Annotated in this window: 11 protein-coding genes and 1 pseudogene; 4 read left to right on the forward strand and 8 right to left on the reverse strand. The window is 73.5% G+C overall.

Features of this window, described 5'->3' with window-relative positions; translation table 11 throughout:
• Window positions 1–167 precede the first annotated feature (167 nt).
• Window positions 168–2,447, forward strand: a complete 2,280-nt coding sequence (gene pabB, locus ABZX30_RS00960) for an aminodeoxychorismate synthase component I (protein ID WP_355927122.1) — start codon at window positions 168–170, stop codon at window positions 2,445–2,447.
• Between the two features lie 68 nt (window positions 2,448–2,515).
• Here the strand turns inward: pabB and ABZX30_RS00965 are convergent, their stop codons facing one another.
• Window positions 2,516–3,907, reverse strand: coding sequence for a PLP-dependent aminotransferase family protein (locus ABZX30_RS00965; protein WP_355927125.1), 1,392 nt, complete (start codon window positions 3,905–3,907; stop codon window positions 2,516–2,518).
• 47 nt (window positions 3,908–3,954) lie between these two features.
• Between ABZX30_RS00965 and ABZX30_RS00970 the strand changes: the two genes are divergently transcribed.
• Genes ABZX30_RS00970 through ABZX30_RS00980 form a run of 3 tightly spaced genes read left to right on the forward strand, consistent with a single transcriptional unit; the run spans window position 3,955 to window position 5,617 of the window.
• Window positions 3,955–4,461 carry a carboxymuconolactone decarboxylase family protein gene (locus tag ABZX30_RS00970; RefSeq protein ID WP_355927127.1) on the forward strand — a complete coding sequence of 169 codons (507 nt, stop codon included), beginning with the start codon at window positions 3,955–3,957 and terminating at the stop codon, window positions 4,459–4,461.
• Window positions 4,458–4,901 carry a carboxymuconolactone decarboxylase family protein gene (locus ABZX30_RS00975; RefSeq protein WP_355927130.1) on the forward strand — a complete coding sequence of 148 codons (444 nt, stop codon included), beginning with the start codon at window positions 4,458–4,460 and terminating at the stop codon, window positions 4,899–4,901. Before ABZX30_RS00970 ends, ABZX30_RS00975 begins: the two co-directional genes overlap by 4 nt.
• The gene (locus tag ABZX30_RS00980; protein ID WP_355927133.1) at window positions 4,898–5,617 is read left to right on the forward strand and encodes an isocitrate lyase/phosphoenolpyruvate mutase family protein; all 720 of its coding nucleotides are present in this window, start codon (window positions 4,898–4,900) and stop codon (window positions 5,615–5,617) included. The genes ABZX30_RS00975 and ABZX30_RS00980 overlap by 4 nt, the downstream gene beginning before the upstream one ends.
• A gap of 3 nt (window positions 5,618–5,620) precedes the next feature.
• Here the strand turns inward: ABZX30_RS00980 and ABZX30_RS00985 are convergent, their stop codons facing one another.
• The 7 genes and pseudogenes from ABZX30_RS00985 to ABZX30_RS01015 all read right to left on the reverse strand — a co-directional run bounded on the left by ABZX30_RS00985 (window position 5,621) and on the right by ABZX30_RS01015 (window position 14,639).
• Complete coding sequence (locus tag ABZX30_RS00985; protein WP_355927135.1) at window positions 5,621–6,583, reverse strand: ABC transporter substrate-binding protein; 963 nt, start codon at window positions 6,581–6,583, stop codon at window positions 5,621–5,623.
• A 1-nt stretch (window position 6,584) separates the two neighbouring features.
• On the reverse strand, window positions 6,585–8,543 hold the full coding sequence (locus tag ABZX30_RS00990; protein WP_355927137.1) for an ABC transporter permease subunit: 1,959 nt from the start codon (window positions 8,541–8,543) through the stop codon (window positions 6,585–6,587).
• The gene (locus tag ABZX30_RS00995) at window positions 8,543–9,631 is read right to left on the reverse strand and encodes a glycine betaine/L-proline ABC transporter ATP-binding protein (protein ID WP_355927139.1); all 1,089 of its coding nucleotides are present in this window, start codon (window positions 9,629–9,631) and stop codon (window positions 8,543–8,545) included. The genes ABZX30_RS00990 and ABZX30_RS00995 overlap by 1 nt, the downstream gene beginning before the upstream one ends.
• Window positions 9,628–11,160 (reverse strand): GMC oxidoreductase, encoded by a 1,533-nt coding sequence (locus ABZX30_RS01000; protein WP_355927142.1) that lies wholly within the window; start codon window positions 11,158–11,160, stop codon window positions 9,628–9,630. Before ABZX30_RS01000 ends, ABZX30_RS00995 begins: the two co-directional genes overlap by 4 nt.
• Window positions 11,161–11,255: 95 nt before the next feature.
• Window positions 11,256–12,776 (reverse strand): aldehyde dehydrogenase family protein, encoded by a 1,521-nt coding sequence (locus tag ABZX30_RS01005; protein WP_355927145.1) that lies wholly within the window; start codon window positions 12,774–12,776, stop codon window positions 11,256–11,258.
• 251 nt (window positions 12,777–13,027) lie between these two features.
• A pseudogene (locus ABZX30_RS01010) lies at window positions 13,028–13,258 on the reverse strand (LysR family transcriptional regulator); the annotation flags it as partial.
• A gap of 205 nt (window positions 13,259–13,463) precedes the next feature.
• Window positions 13,464–14,639, reverse strand: coding sequence for a hypothetical protein (locus tag ABZX30_RS01015; RefSeq protein WP_355927147.1), 1,176 nt, complete (start codon window positions 14,637–14,639; stop codon window positions 13,464–13,466).
• Window positions 14,640–14,690: the final 51 nt, after the last annotated feature.

Genomic DNA, 14,690 nt, shown 5'->3' on the forward strand with positions numbered 1-14,690 from the left:
CAGTGATCCCGTCACCATCACCGTGGCGTATCCCGTGGTGCCGGGCCGCGAGACCGACTTCCGGGGGCGAAGGCTCTCAGTGGCTGTGTCCACCGCCTCAGGCGCTCCGTGGACGGCACGAACGACGGACCGCCCAGCCCCGGGAACGACCCAAGGGAGGTGGGCGGGTGAAGACCCTGCTCATCGACAATTACGACTCGTACACGTACAACCTGTTCCAGCTGATCGCCGACGTCAACGGCGAGGAACCGGTGGTGATCCGCAATGACACCCCCGCCGACGCGATCCCGGACCTCACGGAATTCGGCAACGTGGTGGTGTCCGCGGGTCCGGGGCACCCGGGCGAGTCCCGCGACTTCGGCATCGGCGCCCGGGTGATCGCGCAGTCGCCGCTCCCCGTGCTCGGCGTCTGCCTGGGCCACCAGGGGATCGCCCTCGGGGAGAACGGCCGGGTGCGGCCCGCCCCGGAGCCCCGGCACGGCCATCTGTCCACGGTCCGGCACGACGGACGGGACCTGTTCCGGGGACTGCCGCAGAACTTCACCGCGGTCCGCTACCACTCGCTGTCCGTGCACGAGCCGCTGCCCGAGAGCCTCGAGGCCACCGCCTGGTCCGAGGACGGCGTCCTGATGGGGCTTCGGCACCGCCGGCGGCCTCTGTGGGGGGTGCAGTTCCACCCGGAGTCCGTGCTGACCGAGTACGGCCACCGGATGCTGGTGAACTTCCGCAACCTCACGGCGGAGCTCGCCCGCAAGCCCCGTACGAAGAACACCGCGGTCACCCCGATCACCCGCCCCTCGCTCACCCCGCCGGCCGCGGCCGTCCCCCGCCCGCGGCGCGTCGGACGGCCCGCCTACCGCCTGCACACCCGGCGCATCGCCACCGCGGTGGACGCCGAGGCCGCCTTCACCCGGATGTACGCCGCCTCCGCGCGGTCGTTCTGGCTGGACAGCTCCCTGGTCGAGCCGGGCCTGGCCCGTTTCTCGTTCTTCGGTGACGACAGCGGCCCGCTCGCCGAGTTCGTGCGCTACGACGTCACGGCCGGCCGCTGCGAGATCGAGCGGGCCGGACGGCCCCCGCGCAAGGTCACGGCGAGCGTCTTCGACTACCTCAGGCGGCAGTTGACGAACCGCCGGGTGGACGCCACCGGACTGCCCTTCGACTTCACCGGCGGCTACGTCGGCTACTTCGGCTACGAGACGAAGGCCGACTGCGGGTCACCGAACCGGCACAGGGCCGGCACGCCGGACGCCTGCTGGCTGTTCGCCGACCGGCTGATCGCGGTGGACCACGAGGAGGGGTTCACCTACGCGGTCTGCCTGGCCGAGGACACCCCGCAGGCCACGCTGGAGGCCGCGGACTGGCTGGAGAGCGCGGTCGCCCAGCTCACCTTCGTGGCCCCGGACGGGGACCCGCAGCCGCTGCCCGACGCCACCGCGCCGGATCTCGGTGCCGCCGAGCCGTGGCTGGTCCGCGACCGGGCGACGTACCTCGCGGACATCGAGGCCTGTCAGAAGGAGCTGCGCTCGGGCACCAGTTACGAGGTCTGTCTGACCAATGCCGCCCGGCTGCCCGCGCCCTCCGACGCGTACGCCCTCTACCGGGCCCTGCGCCGCGAGGACCCGGCGCCGTACGGGGCCTTCCTGCGGTTCGGCGACGTCGACGTGGCCGGCTCCTCCCCCGAGCGGTTCCTGCGCATCACCCGGGACGGGATCGCCGAGGCCAGGCCCGTCAAGGGCACCGCGCCGCGCGGGGACACCCCGGCACAGGACGCGGAGCTGCGCGACGCGCTCGCGGCGGACCCCAAGACCCGTGCCGAGAACCTGATGATCGTCGACCTGCTCCGCAACGACCTGGGACGGGTCTGCCGGACCGGGACGGTACGGGTGTCCCGGCTCATGGCCACCGAGACCTACGCCACCGTGCACCAGCTCGTCTCCACCGTGGAGGGACGGCTGCGCGAGGACACCGACGCCCTGGACTGCGTGCGCGCCTGCTTCCCCGGCGGCTCGATGACCGGCGCGCCGAAGCCGCGCACCCTGGAGATCATCGACTCCCTGGAGACCGAGGCCCGCGGCGTCTACTCCGGCGCCCTCGGCTACCTCGGGTGCAGCGGCGGCGCGGACCTGAGCATGGTCATCCGTACGGCCGTCCTGGCCGGCGGTCTGCTGCACCTCGGCGCCGGCGGGGCGATCGTCCTCGACTCCGATCCGGTCGCCGAGTACGAGGAGATGCTGCTGAAGACGGCGGCCGGGATGCGGGCCCTGCGAGCCCTGCGGGAGCGGACCCCGGCGCGGGCCGGGGCACCCCGGGAAGGGGGCGGCGCCGCGATACGGGTCCGGACCCTCCAGGACATGGGAGCGGCCACCGCCCCGGCCCCGCCGCGCATCCGCCCCCGCCGCGAGCCCGCCGCCCTCCCGGCCGCCGTGGAAGAGCCCGCCCGTTGACCGCCCCGCGACCCGCCGGCCCCGGCTGACACCACTCGGCACACCCTGCGGATCGGGGACCGGCCCGGTCATTCGGGCAGCGCCGCGCACAGTGCGTCCAGCGCCCCGGACCACGCGTGGTCCGGCGGGGTCCCGTAGCCCACGACGAGCGCGTCGGGCGGCTCGACGGTCGACTCCGGGTGCCGGTAGCGGCTCAGGCCGTGCACCGCGACACCGTGCCAGGCCGCCGCCCGCAGCGTCGCCTGTTCGGTGCCCGGCGGGAGCCGCAGCACCACGTGCAGGCCCGCCGCGATGCCGGTGGCACGGACCGCCGGGGCCCTCCTGGCGAGCTCGGCCACCAGGGCGTCCCGGCGCCGCCGGTAGCGCAGGCGGGAGGAGCGGACGTGGCGGTCGTAGGCGCCGGAGGCGAGGAACTCGGCGAGGGTCAGCTGGTCCAGCACCCCGCAGGTGTCGATGCCGCCCTTGGCCGCCGTGACCTCCGCGACCAGCGCCGGCGGCAGCACCATCCACCCCAGCCGGAGCCCGGGGGCGAGGGACTTGCTGGCGGTGCCCAGGTGGACGACGTGGTCGGGGTCGAGTCCCTGGAGGGCGCCGACCGGCTGGCGGTCGTAGCGGAACTCCCCGTCGTAGTCGTCCTCCAGGACCAGCCCGCCGGTGCGCCGGGCCCAGTCCACGACGGCCGCCCGCCGGTCGGGGTGGAGCGCCACGCCCATCGGGAACTGGTGGGCGGGGGTGAGAAGCACGGCCTCCGCCGACCCCAGTCCGTGCGGGTCGGTGCCGAGATCGTCGTACGGCAGGGGGCGCGTGGCCGCTCCCGCGTCGGTCAGCAGCTTCCAGTGGACGTCGAGGCCGTAGGACTCCACCGCCACCGTCCGCACGCCGCGTGCCCGCAGGACCGTGGCGAGGATCCGCAGCCCGTGCGCGAAGCCGGCGCAGACGACGACGGCGTCCGGGTCGGCGCGTACGCCCCGGGAGCGGGAGAGGTAGGCGGCGAGGGCGGTGCGCAGCTCGGGCCGGCCCCGCGGGTCGCCGTAGTCGAGGGCGTGGCCGGGGGCGGCGGACAGGGCGCGGCGGGCGGCCTTGAGCCACTCGGCGCGGGGGAAGGCGGCGAGGTCGGGAGTGCCGGGGACGAGGTTGTAGGCCGGCCGGGCGGGTGCGCGGCGACGGGGTGCCGCGCCGGCCGGCGGGACGACCGTGCGGTCGGCGACCCGGGTGCCCGAGCCCTGCCGGGCGGTGAGCCAGCCCTCGGCCACCAGATCTCCGTAGGCGTCGGCGACCGTGTTGCGGGCGATGCCCAGGTCGGCGGCGAGGGTGCGGGAGGACGGCAGCCGGGTGCCGGGAGCGAGTCGGCCGGTGCGGACGGCGTCCCGCAGGGCGTCGGTCAGGCCCCGCCGCAGCCCGCCCGAGCGGCCCGGTTCCAGGTGCAGGTCGATACCCGAAGTGGCCCGGTTTTCCACCATGGAAATGGACCATACTCCTGGGCTGCCTCGCTCCTAGGGTCGGGAGCATGACCACACAGGAAACCGCGGCGACCGTCGAGTACGCCCCCGAACAGGCTCCCCGTCTGCGCTGGGCCCAGCACGCTCCCGAGGTCTACAAGGCGATGGTCCGGCTGGAGACCGCCGCCAGGAAGGGCCTCGACCCCAAGCTGTACGAGCTGGTGAAGATCCGCGCCTCGCAGATCAACCACTGCGCCTTCTGCCTCGACATGCACACCAAGGACGCCCTCGCGGCAGGCGAGAGCGTCGAGCGGATCGTGCAGCTGAGCGCGTGGGAGGAGTCCCGGCACTTCTACACGGCGAAGGAACTCGCGGCGATCGAGCTGACCGAGGCGGTCACGGTCCTCACGGACGGCTTCGTGCCGGACGAGGTGTACGAGAAGGCCGCCGAGCAGTTCGAGGAGGCCGAGCTGGCGCAGCTGATCGCCGCGATCACGGTGATCAACGCGTGGAACCGGTTCGGCGTGACCACCCGGATGACGCCGGGCCACTACCAGCCGGGGCAGTACCGGTGAGCCGTACGCACCTGCTGGACCGCGAGGTCGGCTCGGCCATGTCGGCGCTCAGCGCGGCCGCGAAGAAGGGGCTCGGCGACCCGGTCCTCGCCGAACTGGTCATGATCCGGGCCTCGCAGGTCAACCACTGCGCGTTCTGCCTCGACATGCACCTCCGCGCGGCCCGGGAGAACGGCGAGTCGGAGCACCGCGTCCAGCTGCTGAGCGCCTGGGAGGAGGCGGAGGACCTCTACAGCGAGCGGGAGCGGGCGGCGCTGGCGCTGACCGAGGCGGTGACCGTGCTGACGGCGGGGTTCGTGCCGGACGAGGTGTACCGGGCGGCGGCCGAGCACTTCAGCGAGGCCGAACTCGCCCACCTGATCGCGCTGATCACCGTCATCAACGGCTGGAACCGGCTCATGGTGAGCCGACGGGTCCCGCCCGGGGGGTACCGGCCGTGAGCAAGGTGAACGTCGTGCGGTCGCTGCACCGGCGGCGCGCCCACGGCGACCCGCTCGTGCTGCCGGGCCCCTGGGACGCGGCCAGTGCCCGGGTGTTCGCCGAGGCCGGCTTCCCGGCGCTCGCCACGCCCAGCGCCGGGGTCGCCGCGTCCCTCGGGTACGCGGACGGTTCGGTTCCCGCCGACGAGATGTTCGCCGCGGTGGCGCGCATCGCGCGGGCCGTGGACGTGCCGGTGTCGGCGGACGTCGAGGGCGGGTACGGGCTGCCTCCGAAGGAACTGGTGGAGCGGCTGCTGGAGGCGGGCGCCGTCGGCTGCAACCTCGAGGACTCCCACGGAGGCGTCCTGAAGGACCCGCACGAGCACGCCGACTGGCTCGCGGAGGTGCGCTCGGCCGCGGCGGACCTGTTGTTCGTCAACGCGCGCATCGACACGTTCGCGCGCGGGGTGACGGATCCCTCACAGGCCCTTCAGCGGGCCGCGCTGTACGTCGCGGCGGGCGCCGAGTGCGTGTACCCGATCCACGCCCCGGTGGCCGTGCTGCCGCTGCTGCGGTCCGGTATCCAGGGGCCGATCAAGGTGAGGGGCCGACTGGACGGCGAGGGCCCCTCGCCCGCCGAACTCGGCGGACTCGGGGCCACCCGGGTCACGTTCGGGCCCGGATTCCAGCGGCGGTCCATGCCGGCGCTGCGGGAGATCGCGGACGGGTCGCGGTAGGGCTCAGGACAGCCACGCCTTCCACGTCGACGGGTGGCTGTCCACCCACTTCTTCGCCGCGTCCTCGGGTGTCAGCTTCTGGTCGGCGATCATCAGGGAGACCTCGTTCTGGTCCTCGGTGGTCCACTTGAACTTCTTCAGGAAGGCGGCCGCCGGGCCGCCCGACTCGGCGAAGTCCGCGTTGAGGTACTTCTTCAGCGGCGTGTGCGGGTAGGCGCAGGCGACCTTCGCCGCGTCCGCGTCGCAGCCCTCCTTGTACGGCGGCAGCTTCACCTCCGTCATCGGGACCTTCTCGAACAGCCACTGGGGCGAGTACCAGTACGTCAGGAAGGGCTTCTTCTCCTTGGCGAACTGCTTCATCTGGGTGATCTGGGCGGCCTCGGAGCCGGCGAAGACGACCTTGTAGTCCAGCTTGAGGTTCGTCACCAGCGCCTTGTCGTTGGTGACGTACGACGGCGAGCCGTCCATCAGCTGGCCCTTGCCGCCGCTCTCCGCGGTGCGGAAGAGGGAGGCGTACTTGTTCAGGTTCTTCCAGTCCGTGATGTCGGGGTGCCGCTCGGCCAGGTACGTCGGCACGAACCAGCCGATGTGCCCGGTCACCCCGAGGTCCCCGCCGGGCGTGATCGTCTTCTTGTCGTCGACGTACCGCTTCTCCTGGTCGGGGTGGCCCCAGTCCTCCAGGATCGCGTCGACCCGGCCCTGGCTGAGCGCGTCCCAGGCGGGGACCTCGTCGACCTGGACGGTGTCCACGCGGTAGCCGAGCTTGTGCTCGAGCAGGTACTGGGCGACGGCCACGTTGGACTGGGCGCCGACCCAGGACTGCACGGACAGGGTGACCGTCTTCGACCCCTGCGCGTTGGCGAACGGCGAGGCCTGCTTGGTCATGTCGGCGGCGCCGCACCCGGTGAGCAGCGACAGGGTCGCCGCGCCGGAGGCGATCAGGGCCGCCCTGCGGTCGAGCCTCATGTCACGCTCCCTTCGCCGTGCGGCGTTCGGTGGGCTGGGTCACCCGGTCCAGGACCAGGCCGAGGCAGACGATCGCCGCGCCGGCCACCAGACCGGTCGCCAGGTCGCCCTGGGCGAGGCCGAAGACCACGTCGTAGCCGAGGGCGCCACCGCCGACCAGGCCGCCGATGATGACCACGGCCAGGACCAGGACCACGCCCTGGTTGACGGCGAGCAGCAGCGACCGGCGGGCGAGCGGGAGCTGCACCTGCCAGAGCTGCTGGCGGCCGGTGGCGCCGAGCGAGCGGGCCGACTCCAGCGCGGCCGGGTCGACCTGGCGCAGGCCCTGCGCGGTGATCCGTACGACGGCCGGGAGGGCGTAGACGACGGCCGCGGCGACGGCCGGGGCGCGGCCCACGCCGAACAGGGCGACGACCGGGATCAGGTACACGAACTGCGGCATCGTCTGGAAGACGTCCAGGACCGGGCGCAGCGCCCGTTCGACGCGGTCGCTGCGGGCGGCGGCGATACCGGTGGCGAGGCCCAGGACGAGGGTGACCGCGACGGCCGCCAGGACCTGCGAGAGGGTGTCCAGGGACGGCTTCCACACGCCGAGCACACCGATCGCGGCCATGGCGAGGACGGCGGTCAGCGCGGTGCGCCAGGTACCGATCAGCCAGGCCAGCGCGGCCACGATCAGCAGCACCGACCACCAGGGCAGCCACTGCAGACCGGAGCGCAGGGGGTTGAGGACCCAGGTGGTGAAGTGCCCGGCCCAGTCCGCGGTGCCGCCGACGACCGGAACGCCGGTGTACAGGTGCGCGGTCATCCAGTCGACGGCGCGGTTGACGGGTTCGGCGATGTCCAGGGTCAGGGCGTCGGGCCAGTCGACCCGGCCCAGGAGGCGGGCGGCGAGCGCGACGGCCACGGTGCCGGCCGCCGCGTACAGCCAGCCGGTGGCGCGGGAGCGGGCGGTGCCCTCACCGGCGGTGCCCGTGTCGTCGCCGGCCGCGCCGGTGACCCGGTCCAGGACGACGGCGAGGAGCACGATCGGGATGCCCGCCGCCAGGGCCGCGCCCACGTCGACCGAGGCCAGCGCCTGGTAGACGCGGTCACCGAGGCCGCCGGCGCCGATGACCGAGGCGATGACCGCCATGGACAGCGCCATCATGATCGTCTGGTTGAGGCCGAGGAGGAGTTCCTTGCGGGCGAGCGGGATGCGCGCGGTCAGCAGGCGCTGGCGGGCCGTGGCGCCGAGCGAGTCCACCGCCTCCAGCACCTCGGGGTCGGCGCCGCGCAGGCCGAGGGAGGTGAGGCGGGCCATGGGCGGGGCGGCGTAGACGACGGTGGCGAGGACCGCCGCCGGGACGCCGATGCCGAAGACCAGCACGACCGGGAGCAGGTAGGCGAAGGCCGGCAGCACCTGCATGGTGTCCAGGACCGGGCGCAGGGCGCGGTCCAGCCGGTCGGAGAGCCCGGCGCCCAGCCCGAGCAGGAAGCCGACGCCGACGGAGAACAGGACGGCGATCACCATCAGCGCGAGGGTCTGCATGGTCGGCACCCACATGCCGAGCACACCGCAGGCGAGGAACGCGGCGGCCGTGCCCAGGGCGAGCCGGATCCCGGCGACCCGCCAGGCGACGAGCGCGCCGAACGCGGTGACGCCGGCCCAGCCCGCGGCCAGCAGGGTGAGGTACACGGCGCGTACGCAGAGCACGACCGCGTTGCTGATGTAGCCGAAGAAGTACAGGAAGAGCGGGTGGCTGTCCCGGTTGTCGATGACCCAGTCGCTGGCGTCGGCGAGCGGCTTGGACAGGTCGACGGTCAGCGCGTGCGGCCACGCGGCGCCCGGCCAGCGGGCGGCGGCCAGGGGCACGAGGACCGCGGTGGCGAGGGCGAGCAGGAGGAGTTTCCGGGCGGCGCGATGCCGCAGGAAGCCGGGCAGCGCGAGGCGCGGCGCGGCTGCGGTGACGGTCGCCATCACGCCGCCTCCTTCAACTGCTCCGTTCCGGCCACCACTTCGAGCAGCCGCTCGTGGTCGACGACGCCGATGCAGCGCCCGTCCTCGACCACGCAGGCGGGCCGGCCGCCCAGGGCCACGGCCCGGATGGCGTCGGCGACGACCGCGTCCGGCGGGAGGGCGCCGGGGTGGTCCGGGCCGCCGCAGTCGCCGGGGCGCATGGCGTTGCGGACGGTCATGACCTGCTCGCGGGGGACGTCCCGGACGAACTCGCGGACGTAGTCGTCGGCCGGGGAGCCGACGATCTCCTCGGGGGTGCCGAGCTGCACCACGCGGCCGTCGCGCATGAGGGCGATGCGGTCGCCGAGTTTGAGCGCCTCGGTGAGGTCGTGGGTGATGAAGACCATCGTGCGGCCCTCCTCCCGGTGCAGGCGGGCCACCTCGTCCTGCATGTCGCGCCGGATCAGCGGGTCGAGGGCGCTGAACGGCTCGTCGAAGAGGAGTACCTCGGGGTCGACGGCGAGCGCGCGGGCGAGGCCGACGCGCTGCCGCTGGCCGCCGGAGAGCTGGGCGGGCCGGCGCTTCTCCATGCCCTTGAGGCCGACCTTGTCGACGACCTCCTTGGCCCGGGAGCGGCGCTCGGCGCGGCCGACGCCCTGGATCTCCAGTCCGTAGGCCACGTTGTCGAGGACGGTGCGGTGCGGCAGCAGGCCGAAGTGCTGGAAGACCATGGCGGCGCGGTGGCGGCGCAGCTCGCGCAGCCGGGTGCGGTCCATGGAGCGGACGTCCTCGCCGTCGATGGCGATGCTGCCCGCGGTGGGTTCGATGAGCCGGGTCAGACAGCGCACGAGCGTGGACTTGCCGGAGCCGGACAGGCCCATGACGACGAAGACCTCGCCCTTGCGGACGTCGAAGGAGACGTCGCGGACGGCGGCCGTGCAGCCGGTGCGGGAGCGCAGTTCGGCGGGCGGGAGTCCGGTGAGCTCGGGGTCGGCCGGGACGCGGTCGGCCTTGGGCCCGAACACCTTCCACAGGCCGTCCACCGCGAAGACGGGGGCGTCGGCGGTCGGCGGCTTGCGTGTGGCGGGCGTGGCGGGTGTGGCGGTCATCGCACACCACCTCCGATCAGGTCGACGGCTTTCTCACCGAGCATCAGCACCCCGATCATCGGGTTGACGGCGGTCATGGTCGGGAACACGGACGCGTCGGCGATGCGGATGCCGTCGAGGCCGCGGATCTTCAGCTCGGGGTCGACGACGGCGAGTTCCTCGTCGGCGGCACCCATGCGGCAGGTGCCCGCCGGGTGGTACACGGTGTGCGCGACCTTGCGGGCGTACTCGCTGAGCTCGGCGTCGCCGACGATCTCCGGGCCCGGGCACACCTCGCGCTTGAGCCAGCCCGCGAGCGGTTCGGTCTTCGCGATCTCGCGGGCGATGCGGATGCCGTCGACGAGGGTGCGGGCGTCGTAGTCGTCCTCGTCGGTGAAGTAGCGGAAGTCCAGTGCGGGCTTGACCGAGGGGTCGGCGCTGGTCAGGTAGAGGCGGCCGCGGCTCTTCGGCTTGGGGATGTTCGGGGTCATCGAGACGCCGAACTCGGGCCGCCGGTAGCCGAGCCGCTCCGGGTTGTCGGTGAAGGGGACCTGGTAGAAGTGGAACATCAGGTCCGGGCCGGCCTGCTGGGGGTCGCGGCGCACGAACAGGCCCGCGTCGGAGTCCATCGCGGAGTTGTCGGGGATCGGGCCGTTCGTCTCCCAGACGATCACCGACTCGGGGTGGTCCAGCAGGTTCTCGCCGACGCCCGGCAGGTCGTGGGCGACCGGTATGCCGAGCCGCTCCAGATCGGCCCTGGGACCGATGCCGGAGTGCAGCAGCAGGCGGGGCGAGTCGACCGCGCCCGCGCACAGCAGTACCTCGGTGCGGGCCCGGACGAGGATCTCCTCACCGTCCTTGGTGCGCACGTGCACGCCCTCGGCGCGGGTGCCGTCCAGCTCCAGCCGGTACGCCCAGGTCTCCAGCATGATCGTCAGGTTGGGGCGCTCGTCCATCACCGGGTGCAGATAGGCCACGGAGGCGCTGGAGCGCTTGTTGTCCTCCGGGTGGTAGGCGAGATCGAAGAACCCGACGCCCTCGGTGAAAGGCCCGCGGTTGAAGCCTTCGACCCGGGGTACCCCGAGTGCGGACCGGGCGGCGTCGACGAAGTCGCGGGCGATGGGGTTCCGGTCCTTCTCGTCGACCGGGACGATGTTGTTGAGGAGGCGGGCGTAGTAGGCCTCCATGGGGACGGCGCCCCAGCCCTTGGCGCCGGCGGCCTCCCACTCGTCCCAGTCGGAGGGCAGGGGCTTGAAGGAGATGAGGGTGTTGTGGGAAGAGCAGCCGCCGAGGACGCGGGCGCGGCTGTGCCGGATGTGGGAGTTGCCGCGCGGCTGTTCGGTGGTGGGGTAGTCGTAGTCGAGGTCGCCGCCGAGGAGGCCCATCCAGCGGCGCAGGGTGAGGACGTCTTCGCGGTCGACGTCGCTGGGGCCGCCCTCGATCACGGCGACCGTGACGTCCGGGTTCTCGGTGAGGCGGGAGGCGATGACGGAGCCTGCCGTGCCGCCGCCGATCACGACGTAGTCGTAGACGTGGGGACTGTCGGACATGGGGGTCTCACTCCAGGTGGGGAACGCTCGGGGGAAGTCGGAGGGGGACGTGGAGCCCGCGGGGAGCCGGGGTATGGGGAGGCCCGGCCCGGGGGTCAGCCGGCGAACCAGCGCACCGGCTTCGGCGCCAGGTTCTGGTAGACGTGCTTGGTCTCGCGGTACTCGGCGAGTCCGGCGGGACCCAGTTCGCGTCCGACGCCGCTCTTGCCGAAGCCACCCCACTCCGCCTGCGGCAGGTAGGGGTGGAAGTCGTTGATCCACACGGTGCCGTGCCGCAGCCGTCCGGCGACGCGCCGGGCGCGGCCGGCGTCGGCGGTCCAGACGGCGCCCGCCAGGCCGTACTCGGTGTCGTTGGCGAGGAACACGGCCTCGTCCTCCGTGCGGAAGGTCTCGACGGTGAGGACCGGGCCGAAGACCTCCTCCCGGACGACCTTCATCTCGCGGTGGCAGCGGTCGAGGACGGTCGGCTCGTAGAAGTAGCCGGACTCGGGGCGGATGTCGCTCGGCCGGGGCCGCTTGCCGCCGGAGCGCAGCACCGCGCCCTCACGGAGCGCGGACTCGACGTAGGCCTCCACCTTGTCGCGCTGCTGCTCGGAGACGAGCGGGCCGCACTCCACGCCGTCCTCGGTGCCCCGGCCGAGGCGGATCCGCTCCGCGCGGCGGGCGAGTTCGGCGACGAAGCGGTCCCGGACGGACTCCTCGACGATGAGCCTGCCGCCCGCCGAGCAGACCTGGCCGCTGTGGATGAAGGCGGCGTTGAGGGCCTGGTCGACCGCGGTGTCGAAGCCCTCGTCGGTGGCGCAGGCGTCGGCGAAGACGACGTTGGGGTTCTTGCCGCCGAGTTCGAGGGCGACCTTCTTGACGGTCGGGGCGGCGGCCTGGGCGACCTTGGTGCCGCTGACCAGGCCACCGGTGAAGGAGACCAGGTCGACGTCGGGGTGCTCGGCGAGGCGGGCGCCGACGGTGTGGCCGGGGCCGGTGACGATGTTGGCCACGCCGGCCGGGAGCCCGGCCTCCACCAGCAGCTCGATCAGGGCGATGGTGGTCATCGGGGTGATCTCGCTGGGCTTGATCACGAAGGTGTTGCCGGCCGCGAGTGCCGGGGCGATCTTCCAGCTGGCCTGGAGGAGGGGGTAGTTCCAGGGCGTGATCAGCGCGCAGACGCCGACGGGCTCGTGCACGACGACGCTGTGGACGTCGGGCGAGCCCGCGTCGACGACCCGGCCCGGGGCCTCGCCGGCGGCGAGGTCGGCGAAGTACCGGAAGGCGTCGGCGACACAGTCGATGTCGACGCGGCCCTCCTCGACGGTCTTGCCCGCGTCCCGGCTCTCCAGCAGGCCGAGTTCCTCGCGGTCGCGGACGAGGAGGTCGGCCACCCGGCGCAGCAGGGCCGCGCGCTCGGCGACCGGGGTGCGCGGCCAGTCGCCGGTGTCGAAGGCGCGGCGGGCGGCGGCCACCGCCGCTTCCGCGTCCTTCTCGTCACCCTCCGCGACCACGGCGAAGGGCTGGGCGTCCGCGGGGTCGAGGATCTCACGCGTCGCACCGGAGACCGCTTCCAGCCACTCGCCCCCGGCGTGGATGGTCGCCCGTGCCTGTGCTTCGGCTCTCTTCGCCATGATCGCTGTTGCCTTCCGTTCCTGTTCAGCTCCCGTGCGTCACACACGTGTCACTCTCGGGGACCGTGTCCGCCTGCCCGGACCTTCGAATTGCATGCGCAATCGGTGGCCGAAAGTGCTTTGCATCACTGAAGATGCGGGCAAATGCGGACAAAGTGGACCACGAACGGCTACGGCGAGATCTACCGGGAGGAGCCGCGGGCGGGGGCGCCGCCACGGCCGGTGCGCGCGTCGCGGCGGCTACCGCGGACTCACGTACGGCCCTTGCCTGTTGCCTCGGGCATCAGTTCCCGTACGCAGCCGCGCAGCCAGGCGTGGGCCGGGTCGGCGTCGTGGCGGGGGTGCCAGGCCAGGCCGAGCCGCAGGGCGGGAAGGGGAAGCGGCACCTCGAAGGTGACCAGGCCCAGCGCGGACACCAGGGGCAGGCTCCAGGAACTGACCAGGCCGACCAGGTCGGTGTCACGGAGGACGAAGAGCGAGGCCGTCCGCGCCGGAACGGGGCCGCACGCGCTCGGCCCGCCCGTGACGGACGGCCGGCCCGCCTCTGGCGCCGGCCGGCACGACGGCGGGGAGGACGGCCGGCGCCCGGTGCGCAAGTCCCTCCCCCAGCCTTCGACCGGGCCCCCCGGACCACGCACCGACGTGCACCTCAGCCGCTGCCACGGCGGGCGGAGTCGACGGCACGCCCTAGGGGCAGGCGGCGCCGGTCGGGCAGAAGGACGCCACCGCCGTGGTGAGCGGTGCGCGGACCAGCGCTGAGGACAGGCTCTCCGGGCCGCTGGAGCGGATCGCGAACAGTGTGCCGCCGACGGCCCGGAACCGGTGGTCGATGACCTGACGGGCTCCCTTGTCCTTGTCGTCGTAGCGGTACGTCAGCTCGGACCAGGTGTCCCCGGACGTGCGGTCGTGGGTCTCGTAGCCCGGCTGGTGCGAGTAGCCGTAGACCGAGTCGTTCTCGGCCAGGTCCAGGGACTCGGCGGGGCTGGACTCGGACAGCTCGAAGATCTGCAGCTGACGGCCGTCGGACGGGGAGTCGTAGAAGACCACCATGGCCTTCACACCCCGCTTCTGCCTGCGTTTCCAGCCCTCGGGGACGTCAAGGGTGTAGCCGACCGGGTCGTGGGCGAGGCGGTAGCCCTCGGGAACCGAGGAGGACGTGGGGGTCGAGCCCGAGGCGGTCGACGCGGGCGGCGAGGTACGGGCGGCCGAGTCGGTGAGGCTGCTGCCGGGGACCGGGCCGGATTCCGTTCCGGTGCCGTCGCCGTGGTCGCGGCCGAGGTACCAGACGCCCAGGAAGGATCCCGCCGCGACCAGGACCATCACGGTGACCAGGGCGGCCAGGCGGCCGGTGGCGCGCCGGGGCGCGGAGGGCGGGGCGTACGCGGGGGCGGCCGGCGGGGGCGTCCAGGCCGGCACGGGTGGCTGGGCCGGCACGGGTGGCTGGGCCGGCGGCGGGAGGGGGACCGGGGGGCCGTCGGCGGGGGCCCCGGACGACGCCCACGGGTGCGGCGGCGGGGGCACGTCACCGTACTGGTGGTACTGCCGGTCGTGGCGCCCCTCGGCGGAGGGGGGCGGCGGGTCGCCCGCGCGGCGGTCCGCCGCGGGAGACGCGGGGTCACCCGCCCGGCGGTCGGCGGCAGGGGGCGCGGGGTCACCCGCCCGGCGGTCGGCGGCAGGGGGCGCGGGGTCGCCCCGGCGGCGGTCGGCCGCGGCCCGGTCCGCCCACGGTGGGGGCGACTGGGCGGTCCGGGTCTGCGCCGACGCCCACGGCGGCGCGGCATCCGGCTCGCCGCCCCAGGGGGCCTGGCCCCCCTCCTCGCCCGGCTCCTGCTCGGGCCCGTCCTGACTGCTGCGTCCGCTCATCGCGACCCCCCGAATCAGCGCGTTGCGTACCGCATTCGAAGGTAGCGGTGA

The sequence above is a fragment of the Streptomyces sp. NPDC004542 genome (genome assembly GCF_040610035.1).
GTDB lineage: Bacteria > Actinomycetota > Actinomycetes > Streptomycetales > Streptomycetaceae > Streptomyces.

Coding starts and splice junctions, on each gene's coding strand:
- ABZX30_RS00990 (WP_355927137.1), bottom strand. CDS start 8,543: ATGGCGACCGTCACCGCAGCCGCGCCGCGCCTCGCGCTGCCCGGCTTC.
- ABZX30_RS00970 (WP_355927127.1), top strand. CDS start 3,955: ATGACCACACAGGAAACCGCGGCGACCGTCGAGTACGCCCCCGAACAG.
- ABZX30_RS01005 (WP_355927145.1), bottom strand. CDS start 12,776: ATGGCGAAGAGAGCCGAAGCACAGGCACGGGCGACCATCCACGCCGGG.
- ABZX30_RS00965 (WP_355927125.1), bottom strand. CDS start 3,907: ATGGTGGAAAACCGGGCCACTTCGGGTATCGACCTGCACCTGGAACCG.
- ABZX30_RS01000 (WP_355927142.1), bottom strand. CDS start 11,160: ATGTCCGACAGTCCCCACGTCTACGACTACGTCGTGATCGGCGGCGGC.
- ABZX30_RS01015 (WP_355927147.1), bottom strand. CDS start 14,639: ATGAGCGGACGCAGCAGTCAGGACGGGCCCGAGCAGGAGCCGGGCGAG.
- ABZX30_RS00985 (WP_355927135.1), bottom strand. CDS start 6,583: ATGAGGCTCGACCGCAGGGCGGCCCTGATCGCCTCCGGCGCGGCGACC.
- ABZX30_RS00995 (WP_355927139.1), bottom strand. CDS start 9,631: ATGACCGCCACACCCGCCACGCCCGCCACACGCAAGCCGCCGACCGCC.